At 67.7% G+C, this 20038-nt stretch carries 12 protein-coding genes and 1 pseudogene; 10 read left to right on the top strand and 3 right to left on the bottom strand.

Features of this window, described 5'->3' with window-relative positions; all coding sequences use genetic code 11:
• Nucleotides 1–14 precede the first annotated feature (14 nt).
• Together OJJOAM_RS16255 and fhuF are read right to left on the bottom strand one after the other, a co-directional pair.
• Nucleotides 15–8471: pseudogene (locus OJJOAM_RS16255) on the bottom strand (amino acid adenylation domain-containing protein); the annotation flags it as partial.
• 111 nt (nucleotides 8472–8582) lie between these two features.
• Nucleotides 8583–9323 carry a siderophore-iron reductase FhuF gene (gene fhuF, locus OJJOAM_RS16250; protein WP_422650393.1) on the bottom strand — a complete coding sequence of 247 codons (741 nt, stop codon included), beginning with the start codon at nucleotides 9321–9323 and terminating at the stop codon, nucleotides 8583–8585.
• A gap of 259 nt (nucleotides 9324–9582) precedes the next feature.
• On the opposite strand from fhuF, the gene OJJOAM_RS16245 reads away from it, so the two are divergent.
• From OJJOAM_RS16245 to OJJOAM_RS16220, 6 genes are all read left to right on the top strand, one after another.
• Nucleotides 9583–11322 carry a TonB-dependent siderophore receptor gene (locus OJJOAM_RS16245; RefSeq protein WP_422650392.1) on the top strand — a complete coding sequence of 580 codons (1740 nt, stop codon included), beginning with the start codon at nucleotides 9583–9585 and terminating at the stop codon, nucleotides 11320–11322.
• A 28-nt stretch (nucleotides 11323–11350) separates the two neighbouring features.
• Complete coding sequence (locus OJJOAM_RS16240; RefSeq protein WP_422650391.1) at nucleotides 11351–11794, top strand: TonB-dependent receptor domain-containing protein; 444 nt, start codon at nucleotides 11351–11353, stop codon at nucleotides 11792–11794.
• A gap of 304 nt (nucleotides 11795–12098) precedes the next feature.
• Complete coding sequence (locus OJJOAM_RS16235; RefSeq protein WP_422650390.1) at nucleotides 12099–13850, top strand: cyclic peptide export ABC transporter; 1752 nt, start codon at nucleotides 12099–12101, stop codon at nucleotides 13848–13850.
• A 108-nt stretch (nucleotides 13851–13958) separates the two neighbouring features.
• The gene (locus tag OJJOAM_RS16230) at nucleotides 13959–14315 is read left to right on the top strand and encodes a FecR/PupR family sigma factor regulator (RefSeq protein WP_422650389.1); all 357 of its coding nucleotides are present in this window, start codon (nucleotides 13959–13961) and stop codon (nucleotides 14313–14315) included.
• A 52-nt stretch (nucleotides 14316–14367) separates the two neighbouring features.
• Nucleotides 14368–14928 (top strand): RNA polymerase factor sigma-70, encoded by a 561-nt coding sequence (locus tag OJJOAM_RS16225; protein ID WP_149319882.1) that lies wholly within the window; start codon nucleotides 14368–14370, stop codon nucleotides 14926–14928.
• Between the two features lie 240 nt (nucleotides 14929–15168).
• Nucleotides 15169–16317 (top strand): zinc-dependent alcohol dehydrogenase, encoded by a 1149-nt coding sequence (locus OJJOAM_RS16220; protein WP_422650388.1) that lies wholly within the window; start codon nucleotides 15169–15171, stop codon nucleotides 16315–16317.
• A 220-nt stretch (nucleotides 16318–16537) separates the two neighbouring features.
• Here OJJOAM_RS16220 and OJJOAM_RS16215 read toward each other — a convergent pair whose 3' ends face one another.
• Nucleotides 16538–16918 (bottom strand): hypothetical protein, encoded by a 381-nt coding sequence (locus OJJOAM_RS16215; RefSeq protein WP_422650387.1) that lies wholly within the window; start codon nucleotides 16916–16918, stop codon nucleotides 16538–16540.
• Between the two features lie 338 nt (nucleotides 16919–17256).
• On the opposite strand from OJJOAM_RS16215, the gene OJJOAM_RS16210 reads away from it, so the two are divergent.
• The 4 genes from OJJOAM_RS16210 (at nucleotide 17257) to OJJOAM_RS16195 (ending at nucleotide 19768) form a co-directional block, all read left to right on the top strand.
• A complete protein-coding gene (locus OJJOAM_RS16210) occupies nucleotides 17257–17787 on the top strand; it encodes a DUF4142 domain-containing protein (RefSeq protein WP_422651068.1) in 531 nt (176 codons plus the stop codon).
• A gap of 59 nt (nucleotides 17788–17846) precedes the next feature.
• Entirely contained in the window at nucleotides 17847–18182 is a 336-nt protein-coding gene (locus OJJOAM_RS16205; protein ID WP_422650386.1) for a hypothetical protein, read from the top strand.
• A 577-nt stretch (nucleotides 18183–18759) separates the two neighbouring features.
• The gene (locus OJJOAM_RS16200; RefSeq protein ID WP_422650385.1) at nucleotides 18760–19257 is read left to right on the top strand and encodes a hypothetical protein; all 498 of its coding nucleotides are present in this window, start codon (nucleotides 18760–18762) and stop codon (nucleotides 19255–19257) included.
• A complete protein-coding gene (locus tag OJJOAM_RS16195; protein ID WP_422651067.1) occupies nucleotides 19139–19768 on the top strand; it encodes a class I SAM-dependent methyltransferase in 630 nt (209 codons plus the stop codon). The genes OJJOAM_RS16200 and OJJOAM_RS16195 overlap by 119 nt, the downstream gene beginning before the upstream one ends.
• Nucleotides 19769–20038: the final 270 nt, after the last annotated feature.

Genomic DNA, 20038 nt, shown 5'->3' with positions numbered 1-20038 from the left:
CGTTCGTGGGCCCCATCGAAATTGAACGACAGGAAGTGCAACTCCCGGTCATCCGGTCCCATGCCGTACTGCTCGACGGTGGCGTGGCAGTGCATCGCCAGCGGTCCGTGCTCGACGGCGACGCCCTTGGGCGTGCCGGTGGAGCCTGACGTGTAGATCAGATAGGCCAGTTGGCGGAGGTCGACCGCGGGCAGTTGCACCGGTGCCGGCTCGCCAATGTCCTCCATGACGATGACCGGCAGGGTGGTATCGATCCGGCCGGTCAAGACTCGGGAGGTCAGGACGAGCTTGACGCCGGCGTCCTGCAGCAATTGCTCGATACGCGCAGCCGGCAGTTCGGGGTCCAACGGCAGGTAGGCGGCGCCGGCCTTCAGCGTGGCCATCAGCCGTACGATCAGGTCGGGGCTGCGGTCGAGCACGACGCCGACGACGGTTTCCGGGCCGACACCGGCTGCGTGCAGGGCGTAGGCAAGACGCGTGGCGGCGGCATCCAGTTCGCCGTAGCTGACGGCACGCTGCCCGCAACGCACCGCAATGGCATCGGGGCGCTGCGCCGCCTGGCGCGCGATGGCGACGTGGACAGCCTCGGTCGCCGAGAAGCGGCGGTCCGGCGTATCCGGGTCGCGCGAAGGCGCGTCATGGTCCGTATCGAGCAACTTCAAGTCGGCGATACGTGCCGTCGGGGCAGCGGCAAGTTGGTCGAGCACCCCACGGTATTGCCGCTGCAATTGCTCGACGGCAGCGTGCGAGAACGCTTCGCACTGATAGCTGCAGACGATATCCAGCGTGGCGCCAGCGGAGACCACCAGCGTCAGCGGATAGTTGGTGGTGGCCGCATGGCTGACCTCGCCGAGCTTCAGGCCGTTCTGCTCACGCTGTCGCAGTGCCGCATCGACGGGATAGTTCTCGAACACCAGGATCGAGTCGAACAGCGCCTGTCCGCCTTGGCCGGCCCAGCGCTGGATCTCGTACAGCGGCACATGTTCGTGCTCGCGCAGCGACAGGTTCTCGGCTTGCAGCGCCTGCAACCAGTCGGCCACGGCCTGGTCCGGCGACGGGGCCTGGATCACCGGCAAGGTATTGATGAACAGGCCGAGCATCGCCTCGGCACCCGGCAAGGCCGCCGGCCGACCGGCGACCGTGGCGCCGAAGGCGACGGCACGCCGTCCGGTATAGCGCTGCAGCACGATGACCCAGGCCGCCTGCAACAGCGTGTTCAGCGTCAGATGCTGGCTGGCGGCGCTGCGCTGGAGGCGGGCGAGGGCGTCGGCATCGAGGCTGGTGCGGCAGGTGGCGTGGCCTGTGCCGGCATCCGGTGCGGGAAGGGCCGAGGCCAGCCGGGTTGGCTCGTCGAGCGCGTGCAGCCGCTCGCGCCAGAACGACTCGCTGGCGGCGACATCGTGGGTCTGCAGCCAGGCGATGTGGTCGCGATAGCGCGAGGCGGGCGCCTCGACCGGCTGGCCGTGGTAGCGCTGCAGGACCTCGCCGATCAGGCGGGCCGTGCTCCAGCCATCGAGCAGCAGATGGTGGCTGGTCCAGATCATGCGGTAGCGGTTCGCACCCAGGCGGAGCAAGCGCACGCGCATCAGCGGGGCGGTGTCCAGCGCGAAGGCCAGCTTGCGTTCTTCGAGCGCAACGTTCTCGCACGCCGATTCGTTCCAGTCGCGTTCGGCATCGATGCGAACCGGCGAAGGCACCTGCCGATAGACCGCCTGCATCGCCTGCCCGTCGATCCAGACAAAGCCGGTCCGCAGGATCTCATGCCGCGCCACCGTCTCGTCCCAGGCCGAGCGGAAGCGATCGGCATCGAGGCCATCGAGCGTGATGGCGAGCTGGTTGACGTACAGCCCGGCCTCCGGCGCGTAGAGCGAGTGGAACAGCATGCCATGCTGCATCGGCGTGAGCGGATACAGGTCCTCGATCTGGCCGCCGTCGAGGCGATCGAGCTGGTCCTGGGTCAAGCCCGCGAGCGGCACATCGGACGGCGTCAGCGCGCCCGGCGGCACGCCGATGCAATGGTCGATGGTGGTCTCCAACGCCTGCCGGTAGGCGACCACCAGCGAGGCGATGGTCTCGTGGCGGTAGCGGGCGGTGCTGAACGTGACGCCCAGCGACAGCACGCCGCCGCTGACCTGGCCGTTGATCGTGATCCAGTTGCCAAGCGGGGCCTCCGGATCGCGGCTGGCTCCGCAGGACTCGTCGGCAAAATCGAACAGCGCGTCGCCGCCCACGCTCTGGTCGAACTGGCCCAGATAGTTGAACGTGATGCGGGGCAATGGGCGCGCCGCGAGTTGGTCGCGAATGGCCTGCGGCCCGAGATGCCGCAGCAGACCGTAGCCGATGCCATGGTCGGGAACACCGCGCAGCGTTTCCTTGACCGACTTGATGCTGGCCGCGGTGTCGGCGGCCACCGGCAGCACGACGGGGAACGTCGTCGTGAACCAGCCGACGGTGCGGCCGATATCCGGCGTAGCGCGCAAGGCTTCCCGGCCATGCCCTTCGAGCAGCACGGCAGCGCGATCGACGCCGGCCCATTGGCCCACTGCCTGCGCGAGCGCGCTGAGCAGCAAGTCGTTGATCTGCGTTCGGTAGGCCGCGGGCGCCTGCTTGAGCAGGCGTTGCGTCTGCTCCGCGGACAGCTGCAAGGTCAGCGTGGCGGCCTGTGCGATGCGGTCTTCCGCTACGGCGTGGTCGCAAGGCATCTCGGGGCCGTGCTGGCCGCACCAGTAGTCCGCTTGCCCGGTGAGCTCGTCGGAGTTCGCCTGTTGAACCAATGCCTGTGCCCAAGTCTTGTACGACGCCGTCTTGGGCGGGAGGGCGATGGGCTGGCGTTGCTGGGCGAGCCGGTATGCCAGTTGCAGGTCTTCCAGCAGGATGCGCCACGAGACGCCGTCGACGGCAAGGTGGTGGACGGCGAGCAACAGGCGCTCGCTGCCATCCGGCAATGGCAGATGCAGTGCGCGCAGCAATGTCCCCTGTTCGAGGTCAAGGCTGCGCTGGGCACGATCGCAGTGCGCTTCGATGGAACCGGCGTCGTCCGCTCGCTCCTGCCATAGCGGCTCGCTGTCGCCGGGCGCCGCGTAGTGTTGCCGCCATTGGCCGTCCTGCTGGCGGTAGCGCAGCCGCAATGCGTCGTGATGGTCCACCAGCGCCTTCAGCGCGCTGCGCAGCGCGTCCGGATCGAGGCGCTCCACGGGACGCAGCAGTACCGACTGGTTCCAATGGTCGCGGTTCGGCATCGGCGTCTCGAAGAAGGCCCGCTGAATCGGCAGCAGCGGCACCTCGCCGGCGGGCTTGTCGTCGACGCGGCGATTGGCCTCATCGCGCTTGGCCACCTGCGCCAGCGCCCGCACGGTCTGATGCAGGAACAGGTCCTTGGGCGTGAAGCGCAGGCCGAGGCGGCGGGCGCGGCTGACCGACTGGATCGACAGGATGGAGTCGCCGCCAAGTTCGAAGAAGTTGTCGGTGGCGCCGACGCGTTCGACGCCCAGGACGTCCTGCCAGATTTGGGCCAGCAGCGCTTCGGTTTCGTTGGCAGGGGCGATGTAGCCTTCGGCCTCCCACACGGGGGCGGGCAGCGCGCGGCGGTCCAGCTTGCCGTTTGGCGTGACCGGGAGGCGGTCGAGCGCGATGAGCTGCGCCGGGACCATGTGGTCGGGCAGTTGCGCCTTCAGTTCGGTCTTTAGCGTGGCGGTATCCGTGCCGTGCAGCACGCAGTAGGCGACCAGGCGGTCTTCATGGACGATCAGGGCGGCGTCCTTGACGCCCGCCTGCGACCGCAGCAGATGCGCGATCTCGCCGAGTTCGACCCGATAGCCGCGGATCTTGACCTGTTCGTCCTGGCGGCCGAGGTATTCGATGCGGCCTGCCGCATCCTGCCTGACGCGGTCGCCGGTGCGGTACATCCGCGTGCCCTCGGTGAAGGGATCGGGCACGAAGCGCTCGGCGGTCAGCCCCGGGCGACCGAGGTAGCCGCGCGCCAGTTGCGGCCCGGCGATATAGAGTTCGCCGACGATGCCGGCGGGCACCGGGTTCAGGTCGGCGTCCAGTACATAGACACGCGAGCCGGGCAGCGGCGTGCCGGTCGGCAGCTGCCGCTCGGGCAAGGTCACCGCTTCATGCGTCAGCACGCCGACCGTCGTTTCCGTCGGGCCATAGTGATTGAACAGCCGGCAATGCGGCTTCAGATCGCGGATCGTCCGAGCCAGTTCGGCCGAGGTCGCTTCGCCGCCGAGGATCAGCGCCTGCTCGGGCAGCACGTCGGCGGGTTGGCGGGCCTGCAGCAATCCACGTAGATGGCTCGGGACGATCTTGAGCACGCCAACGCGGTGCTGCGCCATGTAGTCGGCAAACCGATCCGGATCGAACCCGCGCTCCCGGGAGATCAGGTGCAAGGTCCGGCCGCTGCAGAGGGCGCCGAACAGCACGGTATGGCCGAGGTCGGCGGCGGTGGTGGAGACCATTGCCATCGAGGCATTGGCAGGCAGTTGTAGCCGGTGCAGCACGCCGGAGACGTAGTGGGCCAATGCGTCATGACTGACCACCACGCCCTTGGGGGTGCCGGTGGAGCCGGAGGTATAGATCAGGTAAGCGGCTTGGCCCGGAAGCAGCGAGACGGAAGGCGCATCGTCGACCGGCGCCACCGACGTCGGATCGATGCAATCGAAGCCGGGCACCGACGTTCCATCGATGGGATCGAAGCCCGGCACCGAGCCGACCACAACGCCCGCACCAGCGTCACCTAGCAGCTGGCGCAAGCGCTCGACGGGCTGCGCCGGATCGAGCGGCACGCAGACCGCCCCGGCCTTCAGGATGCCAAGCAGTCCGGTGACGAATGCAGGAGAGCGTTCGACACAAAGCCCAACCCGCGTCTCGCGCCCAATGCCGCGTTCGGCCAGCGCCGCCGCGATGCCATTGGCGACCCGATCGGCCTCGCCGCGCGTCAGCGTTTGCTCCTCATATCGCAGCGCGACAGCCGAAGCATCCGCCACGACGCTACGCCGCCATGCCGTCAGCACATCGACGGGAGCCGACTCCATGGTCTCGCCCACAAGCCGCCCGTCCTCATTACCCAACGCCAGCTCGCCAACGCGAATCGTCGGTGTCGACGCGATCTGTTCGAGGATGCCGACATAGTGCCGCCGCATCCGCTCGATGGTGTCGGCGTCGAACAGGTCGGTGGCGTAGCCAAATCGGCCGGCAATGCCGTCCTCGCTCTCCACCAGATCCAGCGCGATATCGAAGCGAGTGACATCGCCTTCGATCTGTTCGGCGGTGACAGCGTGGCCCGCCAGTTGTTTCGGGACGGCGATCGGCAGCGCCAGGTTGAATTTGACCTGGAACAGCGGGTTATGGGCGAGGCTGCGCTCGGGCTGCAAGGCCTCGACCAGCTGCTCGAACGGTAGATCCTGGTATTGCTGCGACTCGAGCACCGTCTCGTGCAGCCGGCGGAGCAGGGCGTCCCACGGCATGCTGCCGTCGACATCCGTGCGCACGACCAGCGTATTGACGAAACAGCCGACCAGGCCCTCGGTTTCGACCCTGCCGCGATTGGCGACCGGCACGCCGACGCGGATATCTTGCTGCCCCGTGTAGCGGTACAACAGCGTCTGGAAGCCGGCGAGCAGCACCGCGAACATCGTGGTTTGTGCGGCCAGTGCGATGCCGCGCAACCTTGTCGCCAGCGCGTCGTCGAGCATGAACGGCACCGCGCCGCCGCGATGGCTTTGCACCGCGGGGCGGGGGCGATCGCTCGGCAGCTCCAGGACCAGGGACTCGTCGCCAAGACGATCCTTCCAGTAGGCGAGCTGGCGGTCGCGCTCGCCCGCCGTAAGGCGATCCGCATGCCACGAGGCGTAGTCCGCGTAGCGGATCGCAAGCGGCGTCAGGTCGACGGGGTGATCCGCGATGAAGCCCTCGTACAGCCGGCAAAACTCGTCGATCACGACATTCATCGACCAGCCGTCCGACACGATATGGTGGACCGTGATGGACAGCCATTCCTGATCGTCCGCCACCCGCATTTGCGCGACGCGCAAGGGCGCCGCGGCCAGCAGGTCGAAGGGCTCGGCGCTGAGCGCTCTGGCCGTTGCCTGCGCCTCGGCGGCCGCGTCGCAGCCGTGCTCGCGCAGGTCCAGCACGGCGATGGGGCAGGAGCCAGCGGGCAACACCCGTTGCCTCGGTTCCTCGTGTTGATCCAGTTCGAAGCGCGTGCGCAGTGCCTCGTGCCGCGCGACCAGCGCATCGACCGCGCGTTGCAGTGCGATCCGATCGAACCGGCCGTGGAGCTTCAACACGCCGGAGACGTTGTAGGCGCCACTGTCCGGCTGCATCGACCACAGTACCCACAAGCCGCGCTGCACCGGGGACAACGGCGCAAGGTCGGTGTCGGTTCGGCGCGTAATTGCCGCTTCCCCGTGGGAAGCCTCACCGTCGTCGCGCGCCAGCAATCCATCGATGACCGCCGCATTGGCCCGCAGAGTCCCATCGGCGAAGAGATGCGCCAACGCGTAGCCACGATGCAGGCGTTCCCGCGTCCTCGACACCAACTGGGTCGCGCGCACCGAGTTGCCGCCGATGGCGAAGAAGTTGTCGTTGGCCGAGGCAGGCCGAACGCCAAGGACCTCGTGCCAAAGCTCCGCCAGCGTCGCTTCGGTGCCCTGCAGCGCCATGGCATTGCCGGTCGCGGCCGGTGAGGCGGCATCGTCCGCCGCCGTAGCGGACGCGAGCCGCCGCCCCGATTCGAAAGCCGCCCACAGCGCCAGTTCGCCGCTGCGCCAGGCCGGCAGGCAGCGCGAGCGCTGTAGCTTGCCGCTGGTGGTCTTTGGCAATTCGCCGGGCTGCAGCAGCAGCACCAGTCCCGGCGGCTCGCCGCAGCATTGCGCCACCGCCTCGCGAATGGCCGTTTCCACCGCTTCGGGCGAGCCGAACTTCTGGATGCTGCGCGCAATCTCGGCGGCGATGCCGATCGTTTCGATCTGTCCGTCGGCCGATTGGAACGGAAAGGCCGCGACGCGCCCCTTGCGCACGACCTCGACCGCGGCTTCGACCGCGATCTCGATGTCCTGCGGATACAGGTTGTGCCCGCGGACAATGATCAAGTCCTTCAATCGTCCGGCGACGTAGAGCTTGCCGTCATGCAGGAAGCCGAGGTCGCCCGTGCGCAGATAGCGCGAAGCGGCGTCGTCGTGATCAGGGAACGTCCTGGCGGTGGCCTCGGGCTGCTGCCAGTAGCCCGCCGTCACGCTCGGCCCGCCGATGCAGATCTCCCCAATCTGTCCGTCTGCAACCGGCCGGCCATGCTCGACATCCCGAATGTCGATGCGATGGTCCGGCGCCGCATCGCCGCAGGCCACGAGCCGCGTGCCCTCGCCATCGGTCGATGCAACCGCGCGCCCGGCCGCCAGCGCCGCCTCGTCGAACCCGATCAGCGTGGCGCCCTCGCCGGGGCGACCGCCGGTGGCGAGCAGCGTCGCCTCGGCAAGGCCATAGCAGGGATAGAGCGCGCGGGCGTCGAGGCCGGCGTCGGCGAAGTGGCTGGCGAAGCGTTCCAGTGTCTCGGCGCGGATCGGCTCGGCGCCGCAGAAGGCGACGCGCCAGCTGCGCAGGGACAGCGTCTGAACCTGCCCGGGACGCACGCGCTCCACGCACAGGCGATAGGCGAAGTCCGGGCCGCCGCTGACGGTGCCGCGGAAGCGGTCGATCGCCTCCAGCCAGCGGCGCGGCCGCTGCAGGAAATAGGTCGGCGACATCAGCACCAGCGGCATGCCGCCATGGAGCGGATGCAGCAGTCCGCCGATCAGGCCCATGTCGTGATAGAGCGGCAGCCAGCTGACCATCACGTCGTCGGCCGTGGTGCGGAACTGGCTGGCGATGGCGGCTTCGTTGGCGACGATATTGGCGTGCGTCACCATCACGCCCTTGGGCGTCGCGGTCGAGCCCGAGGTGTACTGCAGGAAGGCCACGGTGTCGGGGCGGACGGCCGCGGCCCAGGCCCTGGCGTCGGCGATAGTCGCTTCCGGCATCGTTTCGCCGACCGACGAGACCGACGAGACGGCGACGATGCGCGCTTGCAGGGTGTCCGATCGCCCGCTGGCCCAGTCGCCGGCGAGTCCGTCGTCGACCACCACGACGCTGGGCCGCGCACCGGCCGCGATGGCGTTGAGCCTGGCCAGATGCTGGGGCCGCATCGATTCCGGCGGAAAGGCCGGCACCGCGATCACGCGTGCCAGCAGGCAGCCCAGAAACGCGCTGACGTAGTCGATGCCGGTATCGAGCACGATCATCGCGCGCTCGCCGGGCTGGGCGACCTCGCTCAGGCGCGCGGCGTAGACGGCGGCGCGTGCGAGCAGGTCGCGATAGCGGTAGGGCGTGCCTTCCGGGTGGTCCTCGTCCAGCACCGTCAGTGCCGTCGCATCGGCGCGGCTTGTCGCGTGATGGATCAAATAGTCGAGCAGCGTCTCGCCTTGCATTGCTGTCCTTTTGCGAATCGATGGACCGGTGCTGCACCAGCACGTCCGACAGAAGGAAGACGAAGGGAGAGGCGGGGAATTTAGCGCGGCGGGGCGGGCATCAGGCTGAGATCAGCACAGGGCCGCGCACTCGGCGCGCAGCGGACAGGTGCCGCAGTAGTCGTCGCCGTCGAGCCGGTACTTCAGGCAGCAGACGCGGCGCACGCGCCGTTCGCCGCCGTCCGGCTGCGGGCGGTCGAGATAGGCGGCGCGATAGGGATGCGGCCGGCCATCCGCGTCCCTGTCGGTGCGCAGCCACTGCGCCAGCGCGTCGCGACGCCGAGGATCGAGCGCCGGATGGGCGAGCAGGTTCATGCCGACGTATTGCACGAACTCGGCGGCGTGGCTCCACAGCACGCGCGGCGAGGCACGGGTCAGCTCCGACAGCGTGGCGAACACGGGTGCCAGATGCCGTCGCGTCATGGCGGCCAGCATGTCGTCCAGTGTCGCCGCGCCCTGGCCCAGCGCCGATGACCGCAAGTGAATGCGCGATACGAGCCCATCCGGGCCGAAGGCGATATCGACCTCGTCCAGCGATACCGGCACCGTCCGGCCCAACACAGCCGCGGCGACCAGCACGGGCGGCACCAGCACCACGCAATAGTGCCGAGCCCACCACGACGCAAGCGCCGGCGGGGCGCGTTCGTGCTCGGCGCCGATGGTGTCGCGGTATTCGTCCAGCCGTTGCCGCAAGGCCGCCGGCTCGGCAAACCGGTTTCCGGGCAACGCTTGCGCGCCGGCCGGCGCCGTGGTGACCCCTTCGCCGAAGCGCCGCAGCGGGCCGGGAAAGAAGGGCGTGAGTTCGGCAATCAACGGGAATCTCCAGGCCGGGCAGGGCCGTATCGGGGCTCCGCGGTGGGCGCCGCCTTCCACGAGAGACGGACCGGCGCCGCAGGAAATTAGGCGGCGCGCCGTTCTTGTGCCGATCAGCCGCCAATTCCCCTTTTCACGCGCCCTATTGCCGTTTTCCCGTCACTCACGTAATAATTACGAATCATTATCATTCGCAAACGCATTACGGTAGGCCTTTTGCGTACCGGGCCGGCGCGATCCAATAAGAAGGGGGAGTCTCATGCAACGGGTGTTCGATTGCCGGCGGACGGAGGTCCGGCGGGCGGTAGTGATGTTGTTTGCGCTGGCGGGCAGCGCGCATGCGCAGGAGCAGGCGGCACCGGCGGGCCAGCCGGTGGCGGGGCAGTTGCCGGAAGTCACGGTCCGGGCAGCGGGGTCGGAAACCGGGATCGGGCCGGTCGGCGGCTATGTCGCCCGCCGCAGCGTCACCGCGACCAAGACCGACACGCCGCTGTCGGAGACGCCGCAGTCGATTTCGGTGATCACCCGCGAGCAGATGGAAGACCGCGGCGTGCAGACCGTGTCCGAGGCCTTTGCCTATTCGGCAGGCGTGGTCGGCGACAACGTGGTCGAGTCGCGCTACGACAAGCCGGTGATCCGCGGCTTCCCGGCACGGCAGTATCTCGACGGCCTGTACATCAACTACTACACGAGCGGCTACCTGATGCCGCGCGTGGATGCGTACGGGCTCGAGCGTGTCGAGTTGCTGCGCGGCCCCAGTTCGGTGCTGTATGGCGCCAATGCGCCGGGCGGCCTGATCAACCTGGTCAGCAAGCGGCCGACCGCCGAGACGTTGCGCGAGGTCAACGTGCAATACGGCTCGCACAATCGCAAGCAGGCCAGCTTCGATCTGTCCGGCGCGGTGGACAGCAACCAGACCGTGCTCTATCGGCTGACCGGCCTGTTCCGCAAGAGCGATACGCAGACCGACCACGCCAAGGACGACCGCATCTTCATCGCGCCGGCGCTGACGTTCCGTCCGTCCGCCGATACCACCTTCACGCTGCTGACCCACTATCAGCGCGACAAGCAGGGCACCGCGATCAACTTCCTGCCGCGCGAGGGCACGGTCATTCCGACGGTCAACGGCCGCAGGATCTCGAGCTCGTTCTTCACCGGCGAACCCGGCTTCAATACCTTCGATCGCGAGGAATACGCGATCGGCTACGCCTTCGAGCATCGCTTCAACGATACCTTCCGCGTGCGGCAGAACGTGCGCTACATGCACAGCGACCTGACCTATACGGGGGTCTACGCGGTGGGCTGGAACTCGGCGGCCCAGCAGCAACTGCGGCGCGGCTCGCTCGATGCGGGCGGCAAGCTCGATACGATCGGCGTCGATACCCAGCTGCAGGCGGACTTCAGCACCGGGCCGGTCCGGCACAAGATGCTGGTTGGCGTGGACTACCAGCACGGCAAGTTCGACGACAAGCAGGGCCTCGGCACGGTCGGCACGCCGCCGCTGGGCCTGATCGATCCCTGGAATCCGGTCTACGGTGCGAGGATCAACCCGATCGCCTCGTACACCAACGTGGAACAGACCCAGCGTCAGCTCGGCGTCTACTTCCAGGACCAGATGAAGCTGACCGAGCGGCTGACGTTCGTTGCCGGCGGGCGCAAGGATTGGGCGAGTTCCGATACGACCTCGACGCGAATCGGCACGGCGAACAACGCACGGGCCGTGACCACGACGCCGATCGACCAGGACGACTTCACCTATCGTCTGGGCCTGCTGTACCAGGCGCCGTACGGCATCACGCCGTACGTCAGCTACTCGACCTCGTTCCAGCCGCAGGCCGGAACCGACCTCCGGGGCTCGCCGTTCAAGCCGACCACCGGCAAGCAGACCGAGCTGGGCGTCAAGTTCCAGCCGCCGGGCAGCAACAGCTTCATCACCGCGGCGGTCTACGACTTGCGGCAGCAGGACGTGCTAACGCCGGATCCGAACCGTCCCCCCTAACACCAATTTCCAGGTCCAGACGGGCGAGGTGCGCTCGCGTGGCTTGGAGCTGGAAGGCACGATGGACTTCCAGAACGGCTTCAAGGCGATCGGCTCGTACACCTTGATGAATCTGGAGATCACCAAAAGCAACGGGACCGACCTCGGCAAGACGCCGACCAACCGGCCGCGCCATACGGCCGCGCTGTGGGTCGACTACACGATGCGCGGCGGCATGCTGCGCGGCCTCGGCATGGGGGCCGGCGCGCGCTATATCGGCTCGACGTGGGGCGATGCGGCCAATACCTTCAAGGTGTCGTCGGTGTGGCTGGCCGATGCGGCGATCCACTACACGCTGGACCAGCATTGGCGCTTTGCTCTGACCGCGACCAATCTGCTCGACAAGGAGTACGTCGGGCAGTGCGGCAGCGCGACGACCTGCTACTACGGTTATCGCCGCAACATCCTGGCCACGGCGACTTATCGTTGGTAAAGGCCTGAGGCCGAGGCCCTGGTCCCCGGCCTGGGCCCCGCGCCTCGAGGCACCGAGGCACCGAGGCTCGGAGGCCCGGAGGCCCGGAGGCCCGGAGGCCCGGAGGCCCGGAGCCAGCGGCCAGAGGCCAGAGGCCAGAGGCCAGAGGCCGGCCTAGGCGCCGGCAATTCCTGCCCTGCGGACGCCGCCGGCACTGGCGGCGTCCCTTCCCGCCTAATTCGCGGGCACCGTCGTTCGTCACAGGAAGAAGACCTCTTCCTCGTGGAGCCACCGACCGTGTCCGCCTTCCCCCTCGCTGCGCAATGTGTTGTTCCGGGCCTCGGGCCATCTGCTGGCGTTTGCCATCGTGGCCAGCCTGGCCGGCGGCGCGGCGTCGGTGGGGCTGATCGCCACCATCAATCGCGCGTTGTCGACGCCGGCCGATCAACTGACGGCGCTGGGGCTTCGCTTCGCGGCCCTGGCGGTGGCGGTGCTGCTGTGCCGTACCGCCGCGCTGATGCTGTTCGTGCGGCTGAACCAGACGGTGCTGGCCAGCCTGCGCGAGCATATCGCCGGTCGGCTGCTTGCCTCGCCCTATGCCGAGCTCGAACGGGTCGGACCGGGCCGCGGGCTCGCGCTGCTGGGCGAGGACACCAACCAGGTGGCGACGCTGCTGGTGGCGCTGCCGTTCGTGGTGATGAACGGCACCATCGTGCTCGGCTGCCTGGCCTATCTGGCCTATCTGTCGTGGCAGGCTTTCCTGTTCGCGCTGGTTGCCGTGCTGACCGGCTCGATCTGCTACCGGCTCAGCCGCAAGCGTTCGCAGCGCTATCTGCGCGATGCCGGCAAGTGGCACGACGTGTTGATCGAACGCTTCGGCGCGATCTTCGCGGGCGCCAAGGAACTGAAGCTGCATCGCCAACGCCGGGAGGCGTTCGCCAGCGGGCCGCTGGCCGAAGCGATCGATGCGGTCAGGACCAACCGCACGCAGGGACTGTCGCTGCTGTATCTGTCGCTGACGATCGGCAGCACGCTGTTCTTCGCGGTGATCGGCATCATCCTGTTCGTCGTGCAGCGGCCGCTGGGCGCGGATGCCGCCGTCGCGAGCGGCTATACGCTGGTCTTCCTCTACATGATGGCGCCGCTGGAGGGCCTGCTGAACAGCCTGCCGCAGTTCAACCTTGCGCGCATCGCCTATCAGCGCATCGCCGATACCACCGGGCCGCTGGCGGTGGAGCAGGGCCAGGCCGATGCTGCGGGCGATCGGCGGCCCTTCGTCGAGCTTGCCCTGCACGGCGTCACGCATCGCTACTTCCGCGATGGTGAGGACGGCGCCTTCACGCTGGGGCCGATCGATCTGTCGCTGCGCGCCGGCGAGGTGGTGTTCCTGGTCGGCGGCAATGGCAGCGGCAAGACCACGCTGGCCAAGCTGCTGGTGGGCCTGTATGCGCCGGAGAGCGGGAGCGTGGTGCTCAATGGCCAGGCGATCGCCGATGCGTCCGACCGTGAGCGACACCGGCAGCAGTGCACCGCGGTGTTCTCCGACTTTCATCTGTTCGACAGCCTGCTCGGCGCGGCCTCGGAGAGCGAGGAAGGGCAGGAGGGGCAGGAGGGGATTCACGCAGGAAGGCACGCGGCGCTCGATGCGCGCGCCAACGAATTGCTCGCCCGTCTGCAGTTGCAGCACAAGGTGACCGTGCGCGACGGCGCGTTTTCGACGCGCGCGCTGTCGCAGGGCCAGCGCAAGCGCCTGGCGCTGGTCGCCGCCTGCCTCGAGGACCGGCCCGTTATCGTGCTCGACGAATGGGCTGCCGATCAGGACCCGGCCTTCAAGGCGGTGTTCTATCGCGAGATCGTCCCGGCCCTGCGCGCGCAGGGCAAGGCGGTGCTGGTGATCTCGCACGACGATCGCTACTTCGATGCGGGGGATCGCATCGTGCTGCTCGAACAGGGCCGCATCCGCGAGCAGGGCATTGAACACCAGCGCGAACAAGAGCGCGAACACCAGCCCGAATACCAACCGGCCGCAGAGCCGGCAGGCGTGGCGATCGACAGCGAGCGGCAGTGCGCGGCATGAAGCACCGGCCCCTTGCGCCGGTGTCGAGGCAGCGACTCCGCTACAATCGCGTCACACGACGCCGGTGCATGACATCGGCGCACAAGAACGCATCAAGGGGAGCTGTACGTGGTCCAGAACCGATCGCCGGGCAACGACATCGCCTGGCAACAAGCGCTCGATTGGGTGATGCTGATGCGGGACGGCATGCTCGACGCCAGCGCCGAACAACGCCTGCTTGATTGGCTCGACCAGTCGCCCGATCACATCGAATCGTTTCGCCAGGCCTGCGCGGTGTGGCAGGCGACCGGTGCGGTGACCCCCCTCGATCCAGGCCGCCCTCGAAGCCCGCATGCCGCCCACGGCAGGGCAGCGGCCCACACGCCACGGCTGACCTTCGCTGTCACACTTCGGTCGCATTCGGCCACCAACCTTTACACATTGCCTCTTCGAATCGCACGGGCATGTCGCTATAATTGCGAATGAGTCGCATTTGCGTTAACATGTCCGTCGGTTTCTTCTGGGAGGGGGGCACGAAATGACCGAGCAACCGATCAACGAGGTCCGGACGCCTGTCGAGGCGCACCAGCCGCGCCATATGAATCAGGAACTGTTCGGTACCTTCCTCAGCTATCGCCGAGCCCTGATCGACGCCGCGGCGCGCATCCTGGGCTGCCGTGCCGGCGCGGAGGACGTGGTGCAGGACACCTTCCTGAAGCTGATGGACCAGGAGAGCGCCATCGTGGTCCGGCAACCCGTCGGCTACCTGTTCCAGACCGTTCGCAATCTCGCCATCGACAGGCACCGGCGCGCGGCGCTCGAACAACGGCACGCGGCCTGCGAGGAAGATGGCCTGCTGGTGGCCAGCGATGCCTTGTCGCCCGAGTCCATCACGCTCGGCCGCGAAGCGCTCGGCACCGTGGCCGGCGCGCTGGCAGAACTTCCAGAGCGTACCCAGAAAGCCTTTGAGATGTATCGGATTCGGGGGATGACGCAGAAGGAGATCGCGGTGATCCTCGGCGTGTCTCCGACCCTGGTCAATTTCATGATCCGCGATGCGATGACCCATTGCCGCGACGCGTTGTTCGGGGCCGCATAATCCGGCGCACCTAATCCGGCGCACTAATCCGGCGCCGCGTCATTCCGCACCATGCAATCCGCGCAATCCGGTGCCGCTTGTTCCGGTACCGCGTCATCGGCAGGATCGCGTTCTGCAGCACCGCTTCGACCGAGTTCATCCCGCCATCGCGCGCCTTCCCCGGAATGCAATTTGCGTCCTGCCGTGACATTGCGGTCCGGTGGGTCGGACCGCGTCAACCCAGTCTTGCGGAGTTGCGCGATGAAAGCTGTCGTATTCCACGGAGTCGGCGATATACGCTTGGACGATGTGTCCGATCCGGTGCTGCAGGCGCCGACGGACGCATTGATCGAATTGACCGCCAGCGCCATATGCGGCACCGACCTGCATATGGTCCGCGGCACCATGCCCGGCATGCGTCCGGGCACCATCCTCGGCCACGAGGGCGTCGGCGTGGTGACCGAGGTCGGACAGGACGTCAACAATCTGCGGCCCGGCGATCGGGTCGTGATTCCTTCCACGATCGCCTGTGGCTACTGCAGCTACTGCCGCAGCGGCTATCACGCGCAGTGCGATAACGCCAATCCCAACGGCATGCGCGCGGGCACGGCCTTCTTCGGCGGACCGCAGAACTCCGGTCCCTTCCATGGCCTGCAGGCCGAGTACGCGCGGATTCCCTTTGCCAATATCGGCGCGATCAAGCTGCCGGACGAGATCAGCGACGACCAGGCCATCCTGATGTCGGACATCTTTCCGACCGGCTATTTCGGCGCCCAGCTCGCCGAGATCCGGCGCGGCGATACGGTGGTCGTGTTCGGCTGTGGACCGGTCGGCCAGTTCGCGATCGTGTCGGCGCATCTGCTCGGTGCGTCGCGCATTCTCGCGGTCGACCATGTGCCTTCGCGGCTCGAAGCGGCGCAGGCGCAGGGCGCCGAAGCGATCGACTTCAACCGTGAAGATCCGGTGCAGGCGATCCTGCGCCTGACCGGCGGCATCGGCGCCGACCGCGCCATCGATGCGGTCGGGATCGATGCGCAGCGCCGCCATGCGGATGGAGACGGTTCCGCCGGCCAGCCGTCGCTATGGCAACCCGGCGATGGTCCGTCGGAGGTGCTGAAGTGGTCCGTCGAGGCGCTGGCCAAGGCCGGCACGCTGTCGATCATCGGCGTCTATCCCGAGGCGCACGAGACCTTTCCGATCGGCAAGGCGATGAACAAGAACCTGACGCTGAAGATGGGCAACTGCAATCACCGCGCGATCCTGCCCGAGCTGGTGGACCTGGTGCGCGCCGGCGTGATCGATCCCGCCGAGGTGTTGACGCAGACCGAGCCGTTGACCGGTGCACTGCAGGCGTATGAGGCATTCGACCAGCGCCAGCCCGGCTGGATGAAGGTCAAGTTGGAGCCGTAAGCAAGCGCCCTGAGCAAGGACACCAAGCAACGGCACCAAGCAACGGCGCCAAGCAAGGGCATCAGGCAAGCGCAGCGATACCGAGGGGCGAGCGGTCGCCCCGGTCGAACCAGGACGAAATCCGGTCGAAACCAGGACGAAGCCCGGACGAAAAAAGCCGGCACGCCGTATCCGGACGTGCCGACTTGCCGGGCCAGCCAGCGCCCGGTGAGCGCCAGACTTACTGCTTCGGCGCGGGGCTGGGGGAATCGCCCTTCGGCGCAGACGGCGAGTCCGGCGTTACCGCGTCGGGCATGCCCTGCTGGCGCGGCTTCTTGCTGCGATGCGTGGTGCCGCTCTTCTTCTTGTCGCGTTTCTCGGTACCGGTCATGGTCGAACCGGTCGAGCTGGTCGACCCGCTTTGCATCGTGGTGTCGCTGCTGCCGCTCATGCTGCCGCCGGTAGCCGACGGCGTCGTGCTGCGGCTCGCGGGCGGGTTGCCTTCGGTCGGCGGTGCGCTCGGATTCGGCGCGTTGTTGCTGGGGGGCGCCTGCTGGGCGACCACGGGCAGGCTCAGCGCCGCGCACAGCGCAAGCGCGGTAGTGGTAACGATTCGCTTCATCGTAGGCTCCATCGATTGAACGTGAGAACGGGCGGGCCCGTCCGGACAGACACCGGCTGGTGGCACACGATGCCCGTTACCTAACGATACGTGCCGCGTTATGCCCGCTCAGGAAGGCTATGCCTGAATTGACTGTAGGAATTGGACGACGCCTCGGCACGCCGTACTGCAATCCTTACGAGCCGATGTAGAAATTCCGGGGCGGCAAGGCAGGCGTCCACCCGCGCAGGCCGCCGGTATGCGTCGGGCCTTACACGATCATGTCCCGCCCGCTCGGCACGGAAGTTGCGCCGCGGCCGTTGTCACTGATCCGGCTGATGGAGGCCATCTTGAAAACGATGCAATGGATTCGTCCCGCGCTGCTGGTTGCCGCCGCGGCATCGATGAACCTGGCGTTTGCCGAGGTCGGCAAGACCGACACGAACTTCATGAAGAAGGCGGCCGAGAGCGGCATGCTCGAAATCGAGGCCAGCACGCTGGCCGAAGGCAAGGCATCAAGCGAGACGGTGAAGTCCTTTGCCTCGCAGATGCTCAAGGACCACAAGGCCGCGGACAGCGAGCTGAAGGCGCTGGCGTCCAGCAAGGGCGTCGAGCTGCCGACCGAGCTGCCATCGGCGGACAAGAAGCGGCTGGAGGCGCTGGGGGCGCTGGAAGGCGCCACCTTCGATCGCGAGTATGCGAAGGAGGTCGGCGTCAAGGCGCACAACAAGGCGGTGTCCCTGTTCCGCGAGGCCTCGACCAAGGCGCGCGACCCGGAGATCAAGGCCTTTGCCGGCAAGACGCTGCCGACGCTGCAACACCACCTCGAGATGGCCAACAAGATGGCCAACGAGGTGGGAAAGTCGCCGGCCAAGTCGGCCAAACGCTAGCCGCCGGGAACCGCGATGCGCCGGCGCCGCCCGCCGCCACCACTACGCAGGAGACAGAGATGAAACGTTTCGCCACCTTCGCCATGCTGGCGCTGATGTCCGGCGCCGTGATGTCGCAACCCACGGCCACGCCCGCCACCGGCACGCCCCCGGGCGGGGACAAGGCGCCCGGTACGGCCGCGTCGGACGTCGCGCCGACCCGCCCGGTGCAGGGGCCGAGCGGCGGCTCCACTTCGGACCATGGCGCGCATGGCGGCACTCGCCAGCACGATGCGACCAAGGGCACGGGCACCAGCAAGCGCGGCGAGGCAAGCCAGTCGAATCGGAGCAACAGCCGCAGTGCCTCGGCGGCGGAAAGCTACGGCTATCCGGCTTCGCCGGCGAAGGCACGCTGACGATCCCGCTGGCGCCAGCCATTTCCGTAGCGCTTCTTCCCGCTTTTCCTTCCCTTTTCCTTGTCCGAGCGCGGCGCCCAATACGGGCGCCGCTTCTTTCGCGCGACCGCAATTAGCCGCATGGACGGAACTGTTGGCTCGCGCACATAGGCAAACAATTTTTTTATTTGCGAGCGCAGCAAACGCTAACTAGATTGCCTTCGTGGGTTTGTCAACGCTGACATGCTGGCGATCTTTGCATGTCGCGGCCGCGGCAGCCCACCGTGGCGGTACACCGGCATGCCAAGGCAATCGCGTCCGAGCCGTGGGGGAGGGCGGACGCGAGGCAGCGCCAGTCCACGGGGTCTGGGGCTGGCTCGCCGAAGCATGATGGCGGCCGGTCACGTCGATGTCATACCCAGGAGGCCAGGGATACCGACCGGCATGCACCGGGCGGGTCCGGCCTGCCAATACGCAGCGCATTGGAAAGGAACGGCATCGCGCCGGAGACGGCGTGCGGCCGGCCGGCCCTTCGCGTCTTTCGTCTGGTGTAGGCCGTGGTCGCGGCCGCGCCGGCGCTTCTACCCCGGGATCCAACATGAACGACGCCCTGCTCTCCGACCCATGCGTTCCGACGCGCCCCGAGCCACTCGGTCCACCCGTCCTGCGGCGCGATATCGAACGATCCGATGCCAACCTGGCCATGCAGACGGCCAGCCGAGAGGACAGCTATCTGGAGCGATTGCAGCCCTTCCTGAAGCCGGGCGCCGTGGTGCGCGGCGGGGCCTTCCCCGAGGCGCGCATCGATGCGTTCACCACCGGCATGCGCGCCAACGCGCATTACTTCAGCCATCCCAAGTGGATGGACGACTGGCTGGCCAGCGTGCATCGCTATCCGGAGTTGCGAGAGCGGTGGCTGTCGGTAATGGGGTCGCTCGATGGCAAGGTGCTGGTCGATGTCGGCTGCGGCCCTGGCAATCTGCTGGCCGCATTGGGGGGGCAAGCCGCGAGTCGCGATCGGCGTCGACATCGCGCCGGGCAGCCTGGAGAGAGCGGCAGGGGTCGGCTACCTGCCGTTGCGGGCCGACGCGCATGACATGCCGTTACGCTCGGGCATCGCCGACGTCGTGGCCATCAACGGGTCGCTCCATCATCTGGACGACATGCGGCGCGCGCTGGTCGAGGCGTCGCGGCTGGTCCGTCCCGGCGGGCTGCTGATCCTCGATCACGATCCGCAGCGCTCGGCCTGGAATTTCCGCGGGATTGCCCTGCTGCTCTGGCGCATGCGCTTGCCGATCTATCGTTGGCTTCGGCGCGGCGGCCATACCGCGGCCGATGACGAACAGATCTGGGCGCTGGCGACGGAGCTGCATCACCGGCCGGGCGATGGGCTCACGCGCGAGCTGGTACACACGACGCTGCGGCCACTGGGCTTCGATATCGCGATCTATCCGCACAGTCACTATGTCGGCAAGGACGTGCTCGATGGCGCGATGGGCCGCCCGCCGTTGAAGATCCGGCTGGCGCAGCGGCTGTCCGGCATCGATCCGCGGTCGGCGGACGCCGCGCTGAGCCTGTTCGTCGTCGCGCGACGGCGCACGCTGTAGTCGCCACGACGCTGTCGTCATCCCGCGCCGATCGCCCGATCGCCTCGCGCCGCCGCCGGTCTCGGTGGCGGCGTGCCGCCGTCCTGCCGTCCCGCGTTCGCGCTGCCGGCGTTCGATCCCGCTGATTGCGTGATTCGCTGATCCCCTTATCTCCTGATGTCCTGATCGCAGCGCGCATCGCCCGATCGCGGCGCGCATTGCCATGCCCGGATCGCGGCGCGTCGCCACGTCCGCGCGGGAACGCTATTTGCGTGATGGCAGCTGCGGTCA

The organism is Cupriavidus sp. H18C1, from assembly GCF_049311595.1.
Taxonomy (GTDB): Bacteria; Pseudomonadota; Gammaproteobacteria; order Burkholderiales; family Burkholderiaceae; genus Cupriavidus; species Cupriavidus cauae.
Note: the sequence above shows the minus strand (reverse complement) of the source record. Positions and strands in the feature narration are given on the sequence as shown.